Genomic DNA, 21,734 nt, shown 5'->3' with positions numbered 1-21,734 from the left:
TAAATCTTGTGAATATGAAAACTTTATACTTGCTGAGTTCATGGCTTTTTCTGGCCTTGATGTTGCCAATTATTGCTGTGGCCCAGTGCAATATCGTTCCGCTAGGAGCAACCATCAGCAACCCCATTAACATAGGGAGCAGTGGCTGTGGGTTGAATTTCAGCGATGTCAGTCGGTATAACACTCCAGATCAGTGCTATGGCAATCAATACGGCCAGCCCAGCGATGACATCTACTGGCGGTTTGATATGGCGGCGCCCGGTACGGCCCAAGTCACTACCTGCGGCCCTTCTAGCACCACCAGTTACTTCTACCTGCTGAATGCTCAGGGCCAAGAAATAACGCGGAGTACCTCATGCGGATTTACTCAAAACCTGGCTGCTGGCACCTACTACCTAGTGGGAGAGAAGCCCGGTACCGGTACGGGGATGGTGTACTTGAACTTGCGAGTAGCGGCTGTCAATCCGCCCCCTGTTGGAGCAACGATTAGCAACCCGATAGATGTAGGAAACCTACAGTGCAACGTACCATTCAGCAGCACCCTTGGCAACATCAGCTCCAATTGCTACGGCAATGAATATGGCGACGCAAGCGACGATATCTACTACCGCTTTACGCTGGTCAACACCATGACCGTTGACTTGTCCAACTGTGGTTCGCAGGGAATACCAACCAACCTCTATTTGCTTAATGTCAACGGGGGGCTGCTGGCTTCGAACCGAGGCTTGGGTTTGCTTTGTCCAGGCAGTTCTTCTGCCTCCATGGTTCAAACTTTAAACCCGGGAGTATACTACCTCGTGACCGAAGGAGTATCGAATACTGGATGGAACAGGATTACTACCACTATCAACGGAGTCATCAACGGCGCTCCTTCACTCCAAATAAGTCCCCAAAGCGCTAGCGTAGACGCTGGCTACTCGGTGAGTTTAACCGCCACTGGTGCTTGTTCTTACACGTGGACACCAGCAACAGGCTTAGACCGCACGACCGGATCAACGGTAGTTGCAACGCCGGCAGCCACAACCACCTATACGGTGGTAGGAACCTCAAATTCAGGGCAGACCAGCGCACCAGTTTCGGTCACGGTAACCGTGACGCAAAATAAGAATTATGTTATTACCAATACCCCTACAGTGAGGGGGATCCAAACGGTGGCGCAAGTTGGGGCTCTGACGGCGGACACGCGTCAGCAGAAAATTGTGTACTACGACGAGTTGGGGCGTGCAACACAAGAAGTTATCACGCGCGCAAATACTGATTACCAAGATGTTGTTACGCCCATCGCCTACGACGCGCTGGGCCGGCCCGCTGTTAAATATTTGCCTTACGCCGGGGGGAGCGCTGGTACGGGTAATAATGGCTTGTTTCAAGCCAACGCCATGCAGCAACAAGCAGCCTTTTACGATGTAACCACTACCGGTGACCAAATCGCAAACGATGATCATCCTTATGAACGCACGGTATATGAGCCTTCCCCGCTAAATCGAATAGTGAAGCAAGGAGCAGTTGGTCAAGCATGGCAGCCTGCCCAAGGTTCCGATCACACTAAAAAATTGGTGGATCGTACTAATGAATTCGGGGAGGTACGGCGCTTCAACTACGATCATGCCACAGGAATAGTCTCTTCCGCCGAGAACCTAACTTGGTTTGACGGCTTAAGCGGCCGAGTAATTGTTAAAGACTCGGGCTTAGGGAGCTCGGCATTCCGGATGCAGCGCGAGTTCACCTTGGAAGCGTGGATATATCCCACCGCTAACAAAGAAGGCATTATTATTAACAAAGAAGGCGAGTACGAAATTGCCCGTTTCCCTGACGGCACCATTCGTTGGGCCGTGGCAAACTCGTCCAACCACTGGGAGTGGATCAACAGCGGAGGTACCGCCCCGTTGAATCAATGGACGCACGTGGCCTTTTCCTTCAACGCTAACACCAATCGGGCGCAGGTATACCTTAACCGCGTAGCGGTGGGCAACAGTTTTTACGTGAATTCCGCCGTAGGCGATGCCGATCCCGGCAACAACGACCTGTGGATCGGCGGTCGACCGTGCTGTTCTACGTTCTTTCAGGGTTACATTAAGGATGTTTTGGTTTTGCCGGAGAGCCGGAAGCTGGAAGAAATAGGCACAGAGTTGTCAGGGCCCTATGCCCCGATCTCACAATCACACGAAAAGCTTGAAACGGGCCCTTTGTCAGGAGGAGCAACCCGGCAGTCCAAGCCTGCTTTCTACAAACCCGGCACCCTGAAGTCCGCGGAAGTGTATGACGAGCAGGATGCATTGACGGTACAGTACAGTACCAGAGACGGGTTGATCGTTCTGAAACGCCAAGTGGCGCAGAGCGGCATCGTATGCGCCACTAAGGGTGAAAACAATGGTGGGGACCTAGTATTACAGGCCCCTGCCGGCATGCGGCTGACGGGCATTCAATCGGCAACCTTTGGAACCGTGGGCGTACCGGGTGCATCCTGTACTGATTTTCGCTTCGGCAGTTGCTCAGCCGATGTAACGACCCAGGTTCGTCAGTACGTGGCAAGTCAACTACGCCAGAACACTCAGCGCCTTGATGTGCGCATTAACATCGATTACTTAGGTGACCCGTGCGTAGGTTCTTCCAAGACATTAATGGTAGTCGCTACCTACGCACCACTCGACGGCTCAGGCGATTTGCTGACTCATTACGTGTACGATGATTTCAACCGTTTACGCCTAGTAATTTCGCCGGCTGGAATGCAGGAAATAACGGTGCCTGACGCCTGGTCTCCGACAGCCGCGGCATTGTCTGACTTCAGTGCCCGCTGGTGTTTCCGCTACGATTATGATGGCCAAGGTAGGGTTACTGAAAAACAAGTGCCCGGCAGCGGTGCGGTGCGGCTTGCATATAACCAACGCAATCAAGTGGTGTTAACCCAGGATGCGAAACAAGCCGCTACCGGCAAATGGTCCTTCGCCAAGTATGACGAATTGGGCCGGATCGTGTTAACGGGAATTACCAGTTTGCCAGGCATAAGCCAAGGTGCGGTGCAAGCAGCCCTGGACTCACCCCAAGAAGTAGTTTTCTCTGAAAAACGCGACAACAGCGATACGGGATACAGTTTAAACGAATCATACCCTCGCAACATAGGTGAAGGTGATTTGCTTACCGTTACCTACTACGACGATCATAACTACAACGCTTTAGCAAATCCATCTCTGAACTTTACTGGCTCTGGAGATCGAGCCGTGGCCACCCGTGGGCTGGTGACAGGCAACAAACAGCGGCAACTCAGCAATGGCTCCGCCAGTGGCTGGTTGCTTAGCAAAACGTATCACGATCCGGATTTTCGGCCCTTACAGACGATCAGTTCCAACGGAGTTGGTGGCACTGAACGTGTGACTACCACGTACGATTTTATAGGCAATGTGGTCGCGTCGGTATTAGACCATACGCGCGGTGGGCTAACGCGTACTATTCGCACGGAATACTCCTACGACCATATGAGCCGGCTGGAGGAAGTAAGACAGAATACTGACGGGCAAGGCATGATTATACTGGCTCGTAATGAATACAATAGGCTGGGGCAACTGGTAGATAAGAAGCTACACAGTACCGACCAAGGCATCAATTTCCTCCAATCAGTAGACTACCGCTATAATATTCGCGGCTGGCTGACGAACATTAATAATCGGAACTTGTCCAACGATCCAAATAATCGGTTCAACGATGCCGACCCGAACGAGGACGATTTAACTAAAACCGATCCCGATCTATTCGGTATGGAGTTGATGTACAACGCCAACCACAACCTGCCATCCAGTGTGGCGCAATTCGATGGCAATATTTCGGAAGTAATGTGGCGTACCGGAAATACGGCCACTGGCCAAACCTTGCGCGGCTATAGTTACAAATACGACCAATTTAAGCGTATTACGGAGGCCCAGTATCGCACGCACGAATACGATCCGATACGCTCGGAGAGCCGCTGGGACATTCACAATACCAATTACACCATTCCCTTGGTACGCTACGACGCCAACGGTAACATCCTGGAATTGCAGCGTAAAGGGTTAGTTAGCGCCCCCGGCAACGCAACGCAGTACGGCGACCTTGACGCGCTGAATTATAGTTACCGTGACGCCACTGGTAAGCTGAGCAACCGATTGCAAAGCGTTGATGATACCCAAGTAACGGCAGCAACCCACGATTTTGAAGATAATAACGTGCGCTACGGCAGCAGCGGACAAGCGGAGTTCGGATATGATGCCAACGGTAACCTGGAACAAGACCTCAACAAAGGCATTTACCGGATTACTTACAACATTCTAAACCTGCCGGAGAAAATAGAGTTTGGCAGCGTTAGCACTCCAAACGGCAACCGCATCGAGTATACGTATACAGCTGGCGGCGTGAAGCTGCAAAAGCGCGTGTACACCAATAATGCGTTGACCAACACAACGGACTATACCGGTACATTTGTGTACGAGCAGGGCGTGCCTTCTTTCGCCTCTACAGCCGAAGGACGGGTCATTTATCAGCCCAACGCCACTCGCCTTAAGTGGAAGTATGAGTACCACTTAAAGGATCACCTCGGCAACTTACGTTTCGCTTTCCGCGATTCCAACGACCCGAGCGGCAACGAAACGCAAATCACGGCAGGCATGGAGCCAAGCAATGCCGAACAGGAAGAGCATGATTTCGAACACATTGCCGAAACTCGGCAGCAGGATGCACAACAAGCCCGCACGGGCCGCTACGTGGCCCGGCTATCAGCGGCTGAAGGCCGGCGCGTAGGGCCCAGCATTACCCTAAACGTGCAGCCTGGCGATAGCGTCACCGCGGACGTGTATGGGCGTTACGACAAGACGCCGGTCGGCGCACTGTTGCGTACCAGCGCCTTGGCAGCGGGTTCACAGGTGGCGGCTCACCCCAGCTTACCGGAAGCCAATAAATCATCCCTGAAGCGGGCATTTCCCTATGTTGGTCTTTCGCTGGCAATAGTGCCGCAACTCCTGAAACCGCGTCGGAGCGAGTTACCCAACGCCTTCCTGCGGTACGAACTATTTGACCAGGATAGCCAATTAGTGAAGGTGATACACCGCCCCCTGCAACGAATTGCTACGGAGGAATGGCAACATTTAGAAGCCGGAGTAAAAGCAGATAGTGCGGGCTACGTACGTGTATCGTTAATCAACGAGAGTGGTACCCCAGCTTACTTTGACGATTTAGCCTTACGCCCAGTGGATCCCGTAACATTTCAGGAAAACCATTACGATCCGTGGGGACTTAATTTAGTGGGAATTGAAACGGATGGTGTTCCAAATAGCCGGTTTCAGTATAATGGTAAAGAAAAGCAAGAGGACTTTGGACTTAATTGGCTCGATTATGGCGCCCGAATGTACGATGCGCAATTAGGACGATGGCATGTGGTAGATCCAATGACAGAGAAACGAGAATGGCTAACGCCTTATAATTTTGTGCAAAATAATCCCATAAACAGATTTGACCCAAATGGGCTAACTGATTTTACGTTTAATAAGAGGACAGGTGAGGTTAAACAAGTAGGTGAAATAAATAATGAACCTGATAGAATATTAAGAACTAACAAGGATGGTGAAATCCTGAAAAGAAAAAACGGAGATTTTAAAGTTGCAGTTAGTGGAATAGAGCAGGGCATACTTAAAGATGGACAAAACTTTAGAAATAAGGATAATATAATTGAAACAGGAGGGAAAAATCAACCCTCAGTAGAAGGAGTGAAGTCTTTTGCTTTAAAACTTTCAGAATATGTTGGGGTAGAAATAAAAGGTTTTTCGTATTCATCTAGTGGCAATGGTAAAGTCACAGATATGCTTTTAGGAAAATATATGAATAATACAAATACCAAATCATATGGAGGCCTTGGTGAACTTCATAAAAAATATGAAGGCGAATTCTCTTATTACAATGTATTACAAGAATTTCATACTCATCCTGATGGAAAGTTGGGGTCAACTGCATCTGCGCCGAATATGTCGAATGACGTGAGTGGCATGCAAAGAGATAAGCCAGGAATTCCTAACGCAAGTTTCATCATATTGTATAGAGCCCTAGGGCAAGCAACACCACAAGAATATGATTATACTCATGAGTACAGACCTCGAAAGTAAACACAAACAGAAAGCACAATAAAATGAATAAGATAATACTTACCTGCTTTGCTTTCATTTTTTTAACAAATGAAATTTGCGCTCAGAACAAAACAGTTAAGGGCATTCTAGTAGATGAAAGTCTAGCACCTTTGTCATATTCCTTTATTTTAATTAATGATACAGTCGAGATAGGAAAGACAGATTTAAATGGCAATTTTAAAGTTGAAATACCAATATATACAAAAAATATTTGGTTTAAAGCTGTTGGATTTGAAACAGCATTAGTAGAATTAATGGACAATTGCAACTATATTGAACTTATAATGATTTCTAGCAGTTCTTACGATTTTTTTTCCCCTAAAAAGGTGAAAAAAATAATATCAAAAAAATTTAATAAACTTCCTGAATTACATAAACAAGCGTGTAGTTCAGGGGTATTTAAAGAAAACACAATATGCTACACAGTTACACCTGTCCTATATTACAGAAAATAAATTTATATAATGGGAATTACGCAGTTGAAATTTCAGCTTTGATTCCAGCGCATGATAGCTATTTTTCCACCTTCGCTTTAGATGAAATAAAGAAGCAAAAGTTGCTTTCAATGCTTTAGAGCCACTTTGCAAATTTCAACTGCGCAAGTCCTATATAAATTCTTCTGAATACATCAAAAATGCATTGATAGACTATTTTTCGATTAAATTTTTTTGTTCTTTGACTACTTGTCGCGCTAGAAAGAGCAAATTATGTAGAAACACCAACTATGACGCACATAGCTTTACATCGTTTCAAAAATAATTTCTTCAAGCGATTGATTCGGCATGTTATGTTACTTTTCTGGCTGTTCACAGTCTCAGAGGGGAAATCTCAATGCTTGCCCATACTCGCATGTCAGCCTAATGACGCTTCGGCGTCTAACTTATCATTTGGTATGGGCATTTATAGAGTAAAATTAGGCGAGTTAGATACCGTAACTAATGGAGCAGTCGACGGCTATCAGGATTACAGCTGCCGCGCCCGGGCCGCCCGGCTCGTGCGCGGCGGCAGCTTTCAGCTCGTGGTACGCACCAGCCCAAGTGCCGATGAGGCCGTGCGGGCTTGGATTGATTACAACCGCGATGGCAGCTTTACGCCGGATGAACTCGTACTTAGTTCCGGCCCGGCCCGCCAGCATACAGCGACCTTCGCTGTGCCTGCTACGGCTCCCGTAGGCGCGGCTTTACGGCTACGCATTGCTGCCGACTACGCCAATGCACCTGTGCCTACCGCCTGCTCCACGCCGCAGTATTCGCAGACAGAAGATTACCGCGTAGTGGTTTCAGCTACTGCCTCGCTACGGCCGCAGGTGCGATTCGCAGCCCTAGACTCGATTAGTTGCGGGGCAAGCGTCGCTTTCCGCGACCAAACGCTTAACACGCCGACGCAATGGCATTGGCGCTTTGGAGACGGCGCAATCAGCACCCAGCAACACCCGCAGCACACCTATGCTCAACCCGGCACCTACGTGGTCAGTCTACGGGCCTGCAACTCCAGCGGCTGCGACTCGCTCATCCGCAACGGATATATCACGGTGCGAGCCGATGGGCCGCGGGCGGCTGCCTGCGCCCCCGCTACAGCCGCCTATTGTTGCGGGTACGGTTTGACGCGCGTCCGACTGGCGGGGTTGGACCACCGCTCCGCCGACGCGCAGGCCGGTTATGAAGACTTTAGCTGTGCCTGGCGTGCCACACTTACAGCAGAAAGGCCCGACACGTTACACCTGACAACTGGCCTTAATGCGCAGGATGTGCGCGTATACCTGGATATAAACGACGACGGGCAACTGACCGGCCCCGGCGAGTTGCTTTACCAAGGGTTGAGTGTGCGCAACCCTGTGATTCCGCTCAACATCTCTACCTCCATGACCGGTCTCGTTTACGACCGTGCCCTTCGTTTACGGATTGTAGCCGACTCTCCGGGTAGTCCCACTGCTGGTTCTTGTACCCCAGTGCAACACGGCCAAGCGGAAGACTACAGCGTTGTGGTACGACGCAACATGGCAGCGCCCGCTGCGGCCTTTACCGTGCAGCACCCAGCTACCTGTGGTGCAGTTCAGGTGACGTTTACCAACCAAACAACCGGTGGTGCCACAGCTTACCGCTGGGATTTTGGCGATGGCACCACCAGCACTCTGTCCTCGCCACCCGCTCATACGTACACTCGTCCCGGCACCTACGATGTGCGCATGATAGCTGAAAATGCCTTCGGCCGAGACACAACGTGGCGCCCGGTGGTGGTGGCGGAAGCCTGCCCGGCGTATTGCACACCCTCCGGGCTCTCTAACTCCGACAGCCCGGCGTATTTCACCCGAGTTTCGCTTGGAACATTAAACAATACAGCGTTTCGCGGAGCTGGGCGGGGGTACTTTGATTTCACTGCCCAGCACACTGCCTTGCAGGCCGGACGGACCTACAACTTCCAGGCTGAATCGTTGCCCTTTTCGTTCGCCGGCCCCGGACCGTGGGTGAACGTCACGATATGGCTGGACGCAAACCAAGATGGGTTCTTCACTCGCGCTGAAATTCTAGGCACCGCTCCCAGCTTAACGTTACACGAGTTCGTAGTACGCATTCCACCGGGTGCAAAAGTGGGCGCCACGCGGCTGCGGGTAGCTATCCAGCGCTACCGCAGCTTCGGCACCGAATACGCCGACACCTGTACGCCTGCCTTTTTTGTGGGCTCGACTGAAGACTACACCGTAGTAGTCCTGCCCGTAGCTACGTTGCCGCTGGTTGGCTTCACCGCTGACCTTGCTAACTCGTGTAGCGGCACGGTGCAGTTCCGTGATACGACTTATGCCGGCCCCACCAGTTGGCGTTGGAATTTTGGTGATGGCACGTCGGCCACCACTCAGCACCCACGTCACACCTACACCGTGCCCGGCACCTACACCGTATCGCTCACGGCGCGTAACCGCTTTGGTACGAATACGGCCACGCGCACCGGGTACGTTGCGGTCACCGGGGTAGGTAGTGGTCCACAACCGGCTGCCTGCCTGCCTCAAGCAGGATTGACCGAGGGGGGGCGCGCTATCGACTCCCTGATAATCAGTTCGGTTCTATCGTACAGCCAGCCCACTAATGCAATAGGTTATTTAGACGAGACGTGCACCCGTGCACCAATTGTACTAGCTCGCAACGTGTCTTACTCGGTAACGCTGACCAATCGATACGGTGGCAATAACATGCCAGGATTTATCTGGCTGGATGTAAACGAAGACGGTCGGTTTGACACTGCTACTGAATTATTATTTAATGGATTGCAATCTGGTGGCTCTCCACGTAGCATCACGTTGCCCCCTCAAACGCCACTTAATCGACCATTACGGCTTCGCGTACTCTGCGCCGATTATAATTTCCCAGTGCAATTAACAGCTGTGCCAGATCCATGCGCGCGCAGGGTAGCCGATCAGCTTCGGGATTTTACTGTCATGGCCACAGCAACTACGTTAGCCACGGCGCCCTCTGCCTCAGCTTCGTTCACTGTATATCCGAATCCGACTCAAGGTAAATTTACTATTCAAGGAATCTCTACTCGCCCTACGAACGTGAGGATACACGACTTACTTGGTCGGCTGGTCTGGCAAGGCCGCGTACTGCCAAGCATTAGCGGAGCAGCAAATCTTAATTTGTCCGCATTGCCTCGCGGCAGTTATATCGTAGAACTGGAATCCAATGCCAAAGCAGTTCGACTGCTGCTACAGTAGCTGCGAAACGAACCCGTATTTGCAGTAGTAAAATAGGAATTGTACTTGACTTCTGTTACAAGCACAACGAGATGTGTACTCTACCCTACTATTTTAGTTAACTGATAGCGAGCGACTTTTCAACTAATACAGCGCAGTAAGGCATCCACCAGCTTGGCCATCGGTTCGTGCGAACTCATGACGGGACGGGTGAGTTGGCGCAAAATATTGAGGCCGTGACGGCTTAAGCTGGTGGCCCGATAGCCATGATTTTTGCGTTTAATCGGAGCACGTTTGGCGTGGACCACTGTGCCCACACTCAGGCATAAGGCGTAGGCTAAACTGACTAAGGTAATTAGCTTACGCAGCTTATACCGACAACGCAAATGGCTGGCCTCCAGGTTGGAGAGCATCAAAAAGTGTGGGGCAGATGCTGTCAATCAGCTATAAACCACTGCCAGCGGAAGGTCTACCGATACCGCATGTCCCTGGGATGGTTCAGTTAAAACGGACAGTGAGCTAATGTAGGCTGATTTTTAGGTCGTGTTCAAATTGCTGGGGCGAGCGGTAGCCCAGGGCGGAGTGGCGGCGGTCGAGGTTGAAGTACATGTCGAGGTAGTGGGCCACTTACAAGCGGGCTTCTTCGAGCGAGGCAAAGGCGGTACCGTGGGGCAGCAGTTCGGTTTTGAGCGTGCCCCAGCCAGCCTCCGCCTGGGCGTTATCGTACGGGTTACCAAGCCGGCTGGAGCTGGGCAGGGCCCCGGCTTGGGCGATGCGGGCGCGGCACGCTGCGCTGGTGTACTGGCTGCCGCGGTCGGCGTGAACGATGAGCCCCAGCGTCAGGCTGCGCACCGCATCAGACCCAAAAAGCAGCACCAACCCCAGCGCGGCGGAGCCCGCCACCGTCCGACCTTTAAGCTCCTGGTTAGCGCGCCCGCGCGTACCCAGACAGCTGAGCAGCAGGAATACCACGGCCAGGCTCTTGCTCACCCAGCTGGCTTTGAACAGAAACGTATTGCGCGTGAAGCTCTCCAGCAGGTGCTCTACCACGCCCGCCGTCCAGCCCAGAGAGCGGAAATAGCCAAAGCAGTAGTAGTAGATGTTTACGGCCAGCAGCCCGATGGCCAGCAGGCGCATAAACTCCATGATTTTCCGTAACCCCTTTTCGTCTTCCATCGCTTGAACCACTTGGTGAATCAAGCAACTTACCGCCCCGCCTTACCTCTGGCACGGATTACTTGACGAGCGGCCGAAAGTCAGCGGTGAGGTGCACGCTCAGCACACGAAGGGTGACACCCCCTGCCCTGTCTACTGCCTACGCCCCTTCCGGCGGGTTTGCTTCGGCCGTACAGGCGGCGCCGGCTGAGGCAGCGCGGTCGATACCCCGGGACGATCCTTCTGCTCAACCGCCGGCTCCATAGCCGGCTCCACCGGTGCCGTCAGGGCCTCCCGCAGTTGCGCCCCTTTGTAGCCTACTTCCTGGCCCCGGAGGGCTACCCCTTCCGTTGCAAAGCTGACGCCGCGCAATACCCCGCCCTTATCGGGGTAGCGCAAGAGTAAGAACAGAAATTCCCGTTAGGGCCCCGAGGTCGGATTTTGGCGGGTCGGGGGTGTCTCAGGAAACGGGCGTATTTCCGCTTCACCGAACGCTCCTGCTGGATGGCGGCTGAAGCTGGGCAATAAATGTCTCATATGTTGTTCTCATAAATCAACGACTCGTTATCTTCGCGACTCTTGACTTTTTTAGAATAACGCCTGTGATTTTCGGCTACGCCCGCGTCAGCACCCCCGACCAACAACTGCACCTGCAAACCGATGCCTTGCAGGCCTACGGCTGCCAAGAAGTCGCGCAGGAGAAGGTATCGTCCGCCAAAGAGCGGCCGGCGCTACAACACCTGCTGACCCGCCTGCGGGCGGGCGACACGCTCGTGGTCTGGAAGCTGGACCGGTTGGGCCGCTCACTCAAAGACCTGGTCACGTTGGTGACGGGTTTTCAGGACAAAGGCATCCACTTTGTTAGTTTGACTCGTCCTGAAAAAAGTTGACCGTTGTCCGATCCTGAAATTTTGTTGACAGTTATAGATAAGAAAATTAGCTCGATTTCGAAGAGGATCTTGGTGTGTTATACACCTTCGGCTTCCAATGTTTTTTCAAAGGTTGATCGCTGGTATGAGCTGCCGCCGGCGTTAAATAGCCGCAGCTCATATGCGGCCGCAGATGGTTGTAGTTATGAATGCTTTCTTTCACGGCTTGTGCCGCTTCTGTAAAGCTGTGAAAGACGCGACTTAGCCGAAAATCTGTTTTTAGAATGCCATTCACGCGTTCGGCAATGGCATTTTCATACGGATCGCCGTGCTGCGTCATACTGATTGCGATTCCCGCTTCTTTCAACTTGTGGATGTAGTGAAAGCTGCCGTATTGACTGCCTCGATCGGAATGGTGAATCAGTTCCGCTCCGGGGGGCCGTTCCTGCGTCAAGGCCATGTCCAATGCCTTCAAGCACCCTTCATTGGTTAACAATGGATACAGACAATAGCCCACAATCAGTTTGGAGTAGGCATCCGTGATGAGAGATAAGTAGCCGAAACCTAGTGCAATACACAGATAGGTGATATCGCAGACCCATACTTGGTTGGGAGCCGAAATAAGCTTGTCTAACAGTAAGTTAGGGTATTTATGAAAGTTGTGGTTTGAGTTCGTGGTCTTGGGCGATTGCCGCTTTTGCCGCAGGGTTAGTCCATGGTCTTGCAGCAAGCGGTGCAATTTATCCCGGCCCATATGAATGCCACTCTTGGCGAGTGGCTCCTGAAGCAGCAAATACAGCTTCCGCGTTCCTAGACCCGGAATCTCCTTCCGCAACGCCACGACCACATCCAACACGAGCATCGATTGGCTAATCGAACGTTGCGTGTAGTGTTCGCGCTGGTGAAACGCTTGTCGGCTTACCCCAAACAGCTGACAAAGGCGGCCGACGCTCACCTTTGCAATCTCATTATGCCTGAGCTTCAGCACTGTTTGGTACCAGACGTTTTTCGGATGGGCAGCTTTAACTCTTTCTCGGCTACCTCAATCATCGTATTAAGTGCCAAAATCAGCAAGTTTGCTTGTTGCAACGCTTGCTCGAGTTCGGTGTTGCGCTGTTTTAGCGCCTGTAGATCCTGCTTCTGAGTTTTCGTCATGGCAGGTAAAGTAAGCAGACCTGTTTGCATCTTCTGCCGATACAAACTCACCCAATTCAGCAGGGTATAGCGGTTATGGATGTCCAAATCCACCATCACATGAGTTGGGTCTTCCCCGCCAAAGAGGATGCGAAACACCGCTGTTTCCTTGAGTTGCTCGCTGTACTGAAAGCGTTGCAGTAACTCCTGAATATGCTCTTGCATGAGAACAGTTTTTAAGGTGAAAAACTGTCAACTTATTCCAGTACAAGACACTTTTTATATCGGTCTTACTGGTGGTCGGCACTACCAGGCTTACTTGTGCCACAGCCAGATTTGCAAAACACAGCAGACAAAAGCAAAAAATAGCTACTCTCACTTCTACTTAAAACAGAGGCCAGAAATGTTCTTGGCGTAATACAAGTCCCGGATAGAATCACCTTCTAGCTTAATAACTAGGCCCTTTCCGTCATAATCTAAGCCGCCCATGTGGTGCGTATCCAATGATTTGAGGCCAGGATATTTGGCTTGCTCTGCCGGCGTGAGGTCAGTAAAGAGCAATGAACGTAACTGGAATTTGTAGTATTGGCCCGGTCTGATGTTAGCGCAACTCTTCGGCGTTTCTTTATCTGACACGATTTTGAAAAGCGTATCATTGCGCCTTGCATATATTAGATAAACGCTTTTTATAGAATCAATACGGGCCACCTTGTAGCTCCCCAAAGGCCCGCTAACTTGGACCGAGAACCGCCCGCTTGTGGTCGAGACAACGGCCTTTGCTAATTCTGGTGCTTTACAACCCAGAAAGCAAATGAGCGCAGTAGCGAGAAAGAGCTTCATCGAGGCAAAGTATGGTAAACGAATTATTGTACTGGCTGTATTAGGGCGTTATGGTCTGAATTACTTGCGGTGGTCGGCTGCCTTCCTGCACGTAATGCTCCCTTCTGCCAACCTGAGCCGGTGAGTTCTCAGCAGCCCGTGTGGTCATGGGGTTTCCTTGTCTATCAAAAAACCTGACATTGTATTGACCGGATTGCGGGGAGGTCTCTTGCGCGGCATTATGGGCAGCGGGATAAACACTACCGGGGGCGCCTGACCTGCCAGAAGATGTACCGGATTGTTGCGACATAGTTCCACCAACGTAGGATTCATTTACTTCGTGCAAGGTTGTGGCGCCAGGCTGGTTGAAGTAGTTATCCATTGTCTCCAAAACAGGCTGAACAATGGTTTGATTGGTCTGAACCGTTGCTTTCTCTCCTGCCGCCCCTGGCGTAACCGTGTTACCCATAAAAGCACCACCGGCTATTATGGCACCGTCAGCGGTCAATTGCTGGTCAGTTCCCACCGAATTAACATTAACGGTGACGGAATGGTCATCAACCGCGCCCATTAACTGTTGAGCACCCGCAGTAGGTGGATTGTTCCCGACTTGGGTATAACTGACTTTTCCCCCCGCGTCCATTGTCAGGGTGAGAGAACTTGCTACTGAAGCGGCAAGTTGCCTGAACGTTTCTTGTGCTTTAGGGCCGCCCAGGATAACATCTTTCTCTGCTCGTCCATCGGGGTCGATTTTATTAACTGGATTGTTCGACACGTAGGCATAAGGAGTGATATGGGAGAACTGTTCAGCCAAAGGGTCCACTACCAGCCAGCGGCTAGTGACCTCAGCTTTTGGCCTACCCACGAGTGAATCAGCTGGCAGCAAGTAAGCGATTCGCCGCATGCGGGTATTATAGACAACCGAGCCAATGCGCCGCAGGCTGTCATTGCCAAAGAACTCCGGGTAACGCCCATTGCTAAGCGTAACCACCTTTACCTTAACCCCAAACCGCTCAAATGGTTGTTGTGCATGGGCAGCCAGCGGCAGGGCTAGTCCCACCAGCAACGTAAGTGAGTAATTGTTTCGCATATTACCGGGCTAGTGTTGGGTTTGGTATTTGGCTTTTTCTCTGACCACAGCTTGTAGCCAGTCCGCGTACATTTGAGCCGGCATTTCGCGGTAACCAGTCTCGAAGATATGGGTGTAGGCCGCTTCCATTGCGGCAAAAGCCTGTTGAGATGTAACGGTACTTTGTTGGCGCTCGAACCGATGCCGCAGGGCCTCAGCCCGCAGCAGTTGGGCATTGATGTAGTGGGGGAAATATTGCAAGGCCAACTCCGTACATTTCAGGGTAAAAGATTCGGCCGAAGCCGGTCCCAAACGACGCTCATATCCTTTAGCTAGGTCCACTAGGCAAAGGACTACATTTTGTTTGGCGCTGAGCGTATCCATGTAAATACCGCTTACAATGGTTTCCTTACTGATATAGCCCGAAGCCGTAAGCCAGGCATCATTTGGAAAGGTGCGGCTGGTTAGCTCCGTGTTATACCACCCATCTTTTAGGTTGTGCTGCTTTAGGTAAATATGGTTGGGAGCCAGCGACAGCCAGGTAGGTGCACCATTCTCGTCCGCAATAATTTTATAGAGAAACGGTAGTGAGTGGCAATTCCCTTTGTGGGCGACCAATAGCTTGCTGACAAACATTTGACGCCAATCCGAATCTCCGTTAAAATCTTCAAAATCATAGCGAAAAGGAAGCACTTGGCGACCCTTGCCTAACCGGGTAGTGTCCTTCATCATCATAAAAATGGCCGCGTTTCGGGCTACTAGCTCTTTATCGGCCCGTTCGTATAGCAAATAGGGGTCGTTAGCTGTTTTTAGCAACCGTGCTAACTGGCTAAGGGCCGTAATATTGGTATTAAATTCCTCGTAGCTGAGGCGGTTGTCGAAGTAGGCGTTTTCAGATAAAAAGACTGCCCGCTTGAAGCTAAGCGGGTAACGGCCATCCAGCATTTTTGCGAGTTCTTGATAGGCTTGCTCGTAAGCATCATGGGTAATGTCCGCCGCCGAAGGCACCGCAACGGGTGCAGGAACTGCTGCCCGTCGAAGGCCCGGGAGCTGCGTCGGCACTGGCCCCCGGTCAGGCACCGCAACGTGGTAGGCGCTGCTGCGCAGGGCCAGCGGCTCCAACGCGACCGGACGCCGGGCACAGGCAGCCGAAAGCGCCAGCAGCAGGCAGTATAAGAGAAAACGGGTAGTGTGAGGCATAGGAGCTTATTTCTTGGCGGTTTGCTCGAAACGGAAGGCGGCTTGCTGACCAGCCACACGAGTTTGTTCCTGCTCAACTTGCTTTAGCCAGCGGGCGTACTGGTCGGCCGGCATTTCCTCGTGGCCCAGTTCATCGACTGCCCGCGCCCGCCGCTCGACTTCTTCCATAAGCGGGCGAAGTTTCGGGTTCAGTCGGGCTTGGGCTTCGGTCGGCTGGCCATTGGTCTTAACCGCGACCATAAGCGCCATCAAGGCCGCATCATGGGCCAGCATCCGACCTTGAACACTTTGCGGGTAATAGCGCAGCCCCAGAGCCGCGCACTTGGCCGAAAAAGCATCGTGGCCGTAGCGCCAGGCATAACTTTGGGCTAAGTCGAACACACGGCAGGCCATCGTTTCGCTTCGCGTGAGTGTGTCCAGGTAGGAGCGATGTTTCAGGGCACCCGCCTTGATGAAGCCCGAACTCATTTAGTAGGAATCGCTGACGAAAAAGCCGCGTGTGGTTTCGTAGCTATATAGTACCCCCCGATTGTCTTTCACCTGAATGTAGGAATGGCTCGGGGCCATGCTCAGGTATGACTTGATGCCTAACTCATCGGCTACCAGCTTGTAGAGCAGCGGCATAGAATGGCATTGGCCACCATTAGTCGCCAGCAGCTTGTTCACAAACTGCATGGTGTAGTCCTCCCGGCCCCAAAAGTCCTTGAAATCGTAGCGCGGCGGCATATGCACCGAGGCCAGCTTGCCGTTGTAGGTTACCCGGATGGTATCGGTCATGAGCCGATGCAGGGCCATAAAGCGCGCCGCTAGGTCGGGCCGCGCCGAGTCCGCCGCAAGGCCTCGGCAGATTTGCGTTAGTTCGTGAATGTCGGTACTGAATTGGGTGTAGTCCAGGCCCCCGTTCATGAAGGCGTTTTCAGTCAGGAAGACGGCCCGCTTCAAATCCCAGTGCCGGCGACCTTCCAGCATTCCTTGCAGCGTCTGGTACGTCGATTCGTAGAGTTGCTGATTGGCCAGCTTGTACTGTTGACGGGCTTGCTCCTCGCTGGCGCGGCGCTGTTGCTCCACCTGGATTTCTTGCTGCAGTGCTCGTTCCCGCTGCTGTTGGGTAGCAATGTAGCGGTCCACCTGGTCAATGGATGCTTGGTTGATGGCGCGGGTCCGGGCCTGTTGCTGCTCCAGAGAACTACCCGTAGTAGGCAACTGCGAGCCCTGGGGCTTGGGGACCAGGCTACCCAAGTCGGTATTTGGCGGCTGCCACGCTTGCGCTTGCCCAGCGTGACTGAAATTTACAAGAAGGAATAAAAGCCAGCCGGGTAGAAAATAGCGCATACGGAATAACCTAAGCTCGTCAAAAATAAGGCTTTTCAAAGAAATTCCCGCTTAGCGTCATTTTATCCCCCCGCTGCTATAAGAAGGCCAGCTTGCGCACAGGCACGTGAGCGGCCCGCGGGACGATGTGCTCACCGGGTCGGCAGGCCGAAGATGACCAAGGCTTTTTTGAAAATGTCCAGCTCCTGCGCCAGCCACTTATTGGCGGCGCGCAGGGCGCGGACCTCTGGGTCGCGGGCCACTTCCACACTGCCTACTTCGGCCACGAGCTGTGCTTGCTGCCAACGATAGAGCAGCTTGGGGCTGATGCCCTACCGGGTACGACCCAGCTGCCGGGCCGCCGCCGGCGTGCTGCGGCTCTCGCTGGCCAGGCGCGGCGCTTCATCCTTGAAGGCTTCGTCGTGTTTACGCCGTTTGTCGGACGACGCCCCGCTGGATTTTGTTGCCATAGCACAAGAGATATACGTCCTTCTTCTGTCCGTCATTACTATACCACGTCAAATTTCCATACCCGCTAGTTTCGCACACAAGTCCACAACACCGTCTAGCCTAGTCCTCAACTAGCAATTTATGGTATCTTCGAGTGCGTACACAAAAAACTTTAAACTAGCACAAAAATGAAAGGTGTTGAATGGCAGGATTACATTGAAGACCTGTTACATATTAAATATAGCACAGATTATCAGAAGGTTCCTGATAAGACCCATGGTGACCATGGGATAGAAGGTTTCTCAACAGATGGGAAGGCTTATCAATGCTACTCAGCTGATGGTAATGATAATCTATATGAAAAGCAACGTGACAAAATAACTCAAGACATAAAAAAGCTGATTGAAAATCAAAAAGAACTGCAAAAGGTCTTCGGCAATACCATTATCCATTATTGGGTACTAGTTGTACCCTATTTTAATGATAAAGGGTTGATAAAGCATGCAACCAAAAAAGCTCAAGAAATTAGACAACTTTCATTGAAATTCATCGCTGATGATTTTAAAATCATCATTGCTACTGATAATAGCTTCTGGACTGAAAGGCAAATCGCACTCAAGCAACAATCTCCTACGGCTAAGCCGACCCATCCATGGGCTTCTATACTATACGAAAACCCTTTCTACCAAGGCCTGGATGAAATTGAAAAGGAGCAGTTGGCATTCTTTGCCCATAAGTCCTGGGAGTTTGTAATCACATCTCTGCCAGAAGACTATGCTAATACCCCATGGTTCAAAACAAATAACCTAAACCACCTTTCCACTAGCTTTCTCAAGATATGTGGTGAGCACAACTTTAACAATTATGAGCTATCGGTATTTTATACAATATCGATATTAAAGGAGATAATAATTGTTTCGGGAATTCACAATAGCACAAATGAATTTGATCCCATAAGTTTTGAGAGTACAGAATTAGGAGGAATTTGGAGAAACAACTATGACTATAGCCTCCAAAAGTATTCTAGGTTTAAAAGAAAGATTCAGTCTTTTATCATTGAAGAAAAGCAATCTGAAGCCAAAGCCGTTGCGTACTGGTTGCTCCGAAAATCCATTATAAACACTCCAAAAGCATGGAAATCTATCGAAGAAGACGGCCTCTTTGATTATAATTTGGATTTCAAAAAGCATTTTCCTGAACCAAATACAGAATTTATTAATACTCTATTGAAAATTGATTTTAGTGTTTTTGTTAGTTATTTTTTTAAAGAAGCATACGCATTTAATAAAGATGAAGAGGGCGTTGTAAAAGACAAAAAAATACTTAAAGGGACCTCCGGCAATAACATCACCATTAACGAGGCATTATTAGCAGCTGTCTTGTCTATAGCGGAGCGTATGTCATTTGACATTGCCAACCTTAATGAGGTTATTGTTGACTACTTAGGTGTTGACCAAGACTTATCTGTTGACGCAATCGCATCATCTATCAACGAGCTTTTTTGGGAACGAGACAATGAGTTGTGCGAGGTGCATATTACAACTACGCATCCTGCTATAGACTTTGCAATTAGGCATCAAATTGACCTGTTGAACAATCATTGTAATTTATTAAACATATTTCTTAAAAAATTCTACCCGGGTTCATTTCATAATTTCACCCTTCCTTTATTCTCAAGTGAGAAGATTGAAATTGAAAAAGACAGAAAAGGAAAGAATTTATTTGAAGTTCCACATTTGTCGTTCCGGCTTTCGGAGAGCGAAGTCAAAGAACTGCTCATTGGAGGCTCGATTTACGGAAGCCAACATGTATTCATAAGAGAGCTCTACCAAAATGCACTTGATGCTTGTCGTTATAGAAGGTCTAGACTTCAATATTTAGCGCAAACATCTAACTCGTCACAGAATACTTGGCAAGGCGAGATTGTTTTTCGAAAAGGCGAAGAAAACGGGCGTACATATATTGAGTGCTCTGACAACGGAGTAGGCATGGGCATTAAAGAGATACGCAACAGCTTTACCAAAGCAGGGAAGAGGTATACCGACCAAAAAGAGTATAATGAGGAAAAATTCTTGTGGAGTCAGACAAGCCCAAAGATAGAGGATTTTCCAAATAGCCAATTTGGAATAGGAGTATTTAGCTATTTTTTAATGTCCGATAAAATCATCGTAAAAACGAAAAGAATGGACAGATACGGTGAGCTAAAACAACCCATTGAACTCACCATAGAAGGAAGTGGTAACCTCTGCAGGGTGAGAACTATAGCAGATGAGCCCACTCTTGAAAAAGGCGGAACTATAATCAGGATCTACTTACATCCTACCAAAGAGGTCTCCCTAATCCATTCTTTGTATAACTGGCTTTATATAAGCGAGTTTCGAACATCTATCGTAGAAGACAAAAAAGAGGAAACATGGCACCCAAACCAAATAAATTTAGGTGCGAATTATTCTGGAGACCTTGCTTTAGAAACTGACAACGAAGGTGTATATCTATTGGTTCGTGGTCGCCAAAACAGTAACTCGCTACACTATCACCAAGGCATTTCATTGCAGGATGGTATACAAGTCACATCTCTCTCTCAGCCATTTATTATAAATAGTCGAAATGGCGATAAGCAAAGATTGTCTATATCTAGAAACAGTTACTTAAATCAAAATAAATACAACGAGTTGGTTCTAAGTAGAATTAAAGGCGCTGTGAATTTCAAATGTTTAGATACTCTTCATTCTAACAGTAACTTGTTGTCACACTATCATTTGTCCTTCTTATCAAGTTACTACCCCAAACTAGTAGATGATTTCATTCGCATTACAATTGCTAAAAGAGCCAGTATTATTCTGCCTCTTGATAACATTGAAAAAAAATTAACAACTGATATTAATCAAATAGGGGTATGGCCAATGGACTACAAAATAATTTTTCTTATTAATCAACATTCCGAAACTGATAAATTCACGATAAGGCATGAGCTTTATCAAAATTTCCATCAAACAATAGTTGATTCAAGAATTAATTTATTTGAGGGTATAATTTTAAATAAACATGTTGACGAGAATTCGCCTTTCATTCAACACAAATTTGCAGCCCATGACTACGACATATTGAATAGCGTGTATTACTTGCAAACCTCAACTCCCCTTGATGAATGGATATTCCCAATAATTACCGTTTATAATAATTCAAAATCTTTAAACATATCTCCTGAAGAATTAGGTGAAATAATCAATAGATTTCATGTCTTTGGATTTCCATCCACTAAGCATGACTTCAAAAATCCTCTTGTACTGAAAGAAAAGCTGGATGAAAAGATACTCAGCACTAAATTAGTAACATATAGGGGGTGGATAGCCGGGACTACTGACCTAAAGCATGTATTTGCCAAGTCATATGAATTGAAAATGACGTTAGGGAAGGTTATATCATCGCTTAAGAACTACCAAAACTACAACATTTCTCTTCCTGAAATACAAGAATACTTGTTTGATTACTACGTGACGGAATTTGATCTATTTACCATAGGCTATCACCCAGACAAATACATTCATACAAATTATGCAGGAAACATAACAACTCAGCTCATCACTTCAATAGCGATACAGGCAAAAACGCAACCATCTGAAATACTTGATCGTTTTCGGTTCTTACAGCCACAATTACGCAATTCATTTGACCCTTTTGTAGATATTGTAAGAGAATTCGAGATAGATTTTGAAAATAACAATGCTTTTGTTATTAAAAACCAAGAAAGTATAGTGCATTATCTTACTTTTAGGACTTACGCAAACCGGAGTGTGGGCTGAGCCAGCTCGCGGCGCAGGTAGTCGTCGAGCAGTCCTTGCTTGAGTTGGTAGACGGTGGTGTTGGCCTGGTAGGCCAGGTGCTTGAGGCGGGCCCAG

16 protein-coding genes and 1 pseudogene are annotated in these 21,734 nt (G+C 49.5%); 5 read left to right on the top strand and 12 right to left on the bottom strand.

The annotated features are described in order from the left end of the window. Nucleotides 1-14 precede the first annotated feature (14 nt). From KLP40_RS18055 to KLP40_RS18045, 3 genes are all read left to right on the top strand, one after another. Nucleotides 15-6,122: a DUF6443 domain-containing protein gene (locus tag KLP40_RS18055; RefSeq protein WP_215595232.1), complete on the top strand. Its 6,108-nt coding sequence runs from the start codon at nucleotides 15-17 to the stop codon at nucleotides 6,120-6,122. Between the two features lie 23 nt (nucleotides 6,123-6,145). Then, nucleotides 6,146-6,598: a hypothetical protein gene (locus KLP40_RS18050; protein WP_215595231.1), complete on the top strand. Its 453-nt coding sequence runs from the start codon at nucleotides 6,146-6,148 to the stop codon at nucleotides 6,596-6,598. Nucleotides 6,599-6,867: 269 nt separating this feature from the next. Then, complete coding sequence (locus tag KLP40_RS18045; RefSeq protein WP_215595230.1) at nucleotides 6,868-9,849, top strand: PKD domain-containing protein; 2,982 nt, start codon at nucleotides 6,868-6,870, stop codon at nucleotides 9,847-9,849. A 119-nt stretch (nucleotides 9,850-9,968) separates the two neighbouring features. Here KLP40_RS18045 and KLP40_RS18040 read toward each other — a convergent pair whose 3' ends face one another. Next, nucleotides 9,969-10,241: a hypothetical protein gene (locus KLP40_RS18040; RefSeq protein ID WP_215595229.1), complete on the bottom strand. Its 273-nt coding sequence runs from the start codon at nucleotides 10,239-10,241 to the stop codon at nucleotides 9,969-9,971. A gap of 214 nt (nucleotides 10,242-10,455) precedes the next feature. After that, complete coding sequence (locus tag KLP40_RS18035; RefSeq protein WP_215595228.1) at nucleotides 10,456-11,004, bottom strand: YWFCY domain-containing protein; 549 nt, start codon at nucleotides 11,002-11,004, stop codon at nucleotides 10,456-10,458. A 581-nt stretch (nucleotides 11,005-11,585) separates the two neighbouring features. On the opposite strand from KLP40_RS18035, the gene KLP40_RS18030 reads away from it, so the two are divergent. Continuing rightward, a complete protein-coding gene (locus tag KLP40_RS18030; protein ID WP_215595227.1) occupies nucleotides 11,586-11,873 on the top strand; it encodes a recombinase family protein in 288 nt (95 codons plus the stop codon). A 46-nt stretch (nucleotides 11,874-11,919) separates the two neighbouring features. Here the strand turns inward: KLP40_RS18030 and KLP40_RS18025 are convergent, their stop codons facing one another. The 9 genes from KLP40_RS18025 to KLP40_RS17990 form a co-directional block, all read right to left on the bottom strand. After that, the gene (locus tag KLP40_RS18025; protein ID WP_215595226.1) at nucleotides 11,920-12,840 is read right to left on the bottom strand and encodes an IS3 family transposase; all 921 of its coding nucleotides are present in this window, start codon (nucleotides 12,838-12,840) and stop codon (nucleotides 11,920-11,922) included. After that, complete coding sequence (locus KLP40_RS18020) at nucleotides 12,834-13,211, bottom strand: transposase (RefSeq protein WP_215595225.1); 378 nt, start codon at nucleotides 13,209-13,211, stop codon at nucleotides 12,834-12,836. The genes KLP40_RS18025 and KLP40_RS18020 overlap by 7 nt, the downstream gene beginning before the upstream one ends. A 156-nt stretch (nucleotides 13,212-13,367) precedes the next feature. Then, on the bottom strand, nucleotides 13,368-13,826 hold the full coding sequence (locus KLP40_RS18015) for a hypothetical protein (protein ID WP_215595224.1): 459 nt from the start codon (nucleotides 13,824-13,826) through the stop codon (nucleotides 13,368-13,370). Nucleotides 13,827-13,866: 40 nt separating this feature from the next. After that, nucleotides 13,867-14,895, bottom strand: a complete 1,029-nt coding sequence (locus tag KLP40_RS18010; protein WP_215595223.1) for an RHS repeat-associated core domain-containing protein — start codon at nucleotides 14,893-14,895, stop codon at nucleotides 13,867-13,869. A 9-nt stretch (nucleotides 14,896-14,904) separates the two neighbouring features. After that, on the bottom strand, nucleotides 14,905-16,074 hold the full coding sequence (locus KLP40_RS18005; RefSeq protein WP_215595222.1) for a hypothetical protein: 1,170 nt from the start codon (nucleotides 16,072-16,074) through the stop codon (nucleotides 14,905-14,907). A gap of 6 nt (nucleotides 16,075-16,080) precedes the next feature. Beyond that, nucleotides 16,081-16,542: a hypothetical protein gene (locus tag KLP40_RS18000; protein WP_215595221.1), complete on the bottom strand. Its 462-nt coding sequence runs from the start codon at nucleotides 16,540-16,542 to the stop codon at nucleotides 16,081-16,083. Then, the gene (locus tag KLP40_RS17995) at nucleotides 16,543-17,313 is read right to left on the bottom strand and encodes a hypothetical protein (RefSeq protein WP_215595220.1); all 771 of its coding nucleotides are present in this window, start codon (nucleotides 17,311-17,313) and stop codon (nucleotides 16,543-16,545) included. 224 nt (nucleotides 17,314-17,537) lie between these two features. Further along, nucleotides 17,538-17,672, bottom strand: coding sequence for a hypothetical protein (locus KLP40_RS21460; protein WP_262898966.1), 135 nt, complete (start codon nucleotides 17,670-17,672; stop codon nucleotides 17,538-17,540). Between the two features lie 45 nt (nucleotides 17,673-17,717). Continuing rightward, nucleotides 17,718-17,855: a hypothetical protein gene (locus tag KLP40_RS17990; protein WP_215595219.1), complete on the bottom strand. Its 138-nt coding sequence runs from the start codon at nucleotides 17,853-17,855 to the stop codon at nucleotides 17,718-17,720. A 168-nt stretch (nucleotides 17,856-18,023) separates the two neighbouring features. Between KLP40_RS17990 and KLP40_RS17985 the strand changes: the two genes are divergently transcribed. Then, nucleotides 18,024-21,638 (top strand): HD domain-containing protein, encoded by a 3,615-nt coding sequence (locus KLP40_RS17985; protein ID WP_215595218.1) that lies wholly within the window; start codon nucleotides 18,024-18,026, stop codon nucleotides 21,636-21,638. On the opposite strand, the pseudogene KLP40_RS21720 reads toward KLP40_RS17985, so the two are convergent. Further along, a pseudogene (locus KLP40_RS21720) lies at nucleotides 21,614-21,734 on the bottom strand (IS701 family transposase); the annotation flags it as partial. The gene KLP40_RS17985 and the pseudogene KLP40_RS21720 overlap by 25 nt on opposite strands.

This window comes from Hymenobacter piscis (genome assembly GCF_018760735.1).
In the GTDB taxonomy this organism is placed as follows: domain Bacteria; phylum Bacteroidota; class Bacteroidia; order Cytophagales; family Hymenobacteraceae; genus Hymenobacter; species Hymenobacter piscis.
The sequence above is the reverse complement of the archived record's forward strand: the minus strand, read 5'-3'. Positions and strand labels throughout refer to the sequence as shown.

Coding starts and splice junctions, on each gene's coding strand:
- KLP40_RS17985 (WP_215595218.1), top strand. CDS start 18,024: ATGAAAGGTGTTGAATGGCAGGATTACATTGAAGACCTGTTACATATT.
- KLP40_RS18050 (WP_215595231.1), top strand. CDS start 6,146: ATGAATAAGATAATACTTACCTGCTTTGCTTTCATTTTTTTAACAAAT.
- KLP40_RS18035 (WP_215595228.1), bottom strand. CDS start 11,004: ATGGAAGACGAAAAGGGGTTACGGAAAATCATGGAGTTTATGCGCCTG.
- KLP40_RS18010 (WP_215595223.1), bottom strand. CDS start 14,895: ATGCGAAACAATTACTCACTTACGTTGCTGGTGGGACTAGCCCTGCCG.
- KLP40_RS18040 (WP_215595229.1), bottom strand. CDS start 10,241: ATGCTCTCCAACCTGGAGGCCAGCCATTTGCGTTGTCGGTATAAGCTG.
- KLP40_RS18000 (WP_215595221.1), bottom strand. CDS start 16,542: ATGAGTTCGGGCTTCATCAAGGCGGGTGCCCTGAAACATCGCTCCTAC.
- KLP40_RS18055 (WP_215595232.1), top strand. CDS start 15: ATGAAAACTTTATACTTGCTGAGTTCATGGCTTTTTCTGGCCTTGATG.
- KLP40_RS18020 (WP_215595225.1), bottom strand. CDS start 13,211: ATGCAAGAGCATATTCAGGAGTTACTGCAACGCTTTCAGTACAGCGAG.
- KLP40_RS18005 (WP_215595222.1), bottom strand. CDS start 16,074: ATGCCTCACACTACCCGTTTTCTCTTATACTGCCTGCTGCTGGCGCTT.
- KLP40_RS17990 (WP_215595219.1), bottom strand. CDS start 17,855: ATGGCAACAAAATCCAGCGGGGCGTCGTCCGACAAACGGCGTAAACAC.
- KLP40_RS18045 (WP_215595230.1), top strand. CDS start 6,868: ATGACGCACATAGCTTTACATCGTTTCAAAAATAATTTCTTCAAGCGA.
- KLP40_RS18015 (WP_215595224.1), bottom strand. CDS start 13,826: ATGAAGCTCTTTCTCGCTACTGCGCTCATTTGCTTTCTGGGTTGTAAA.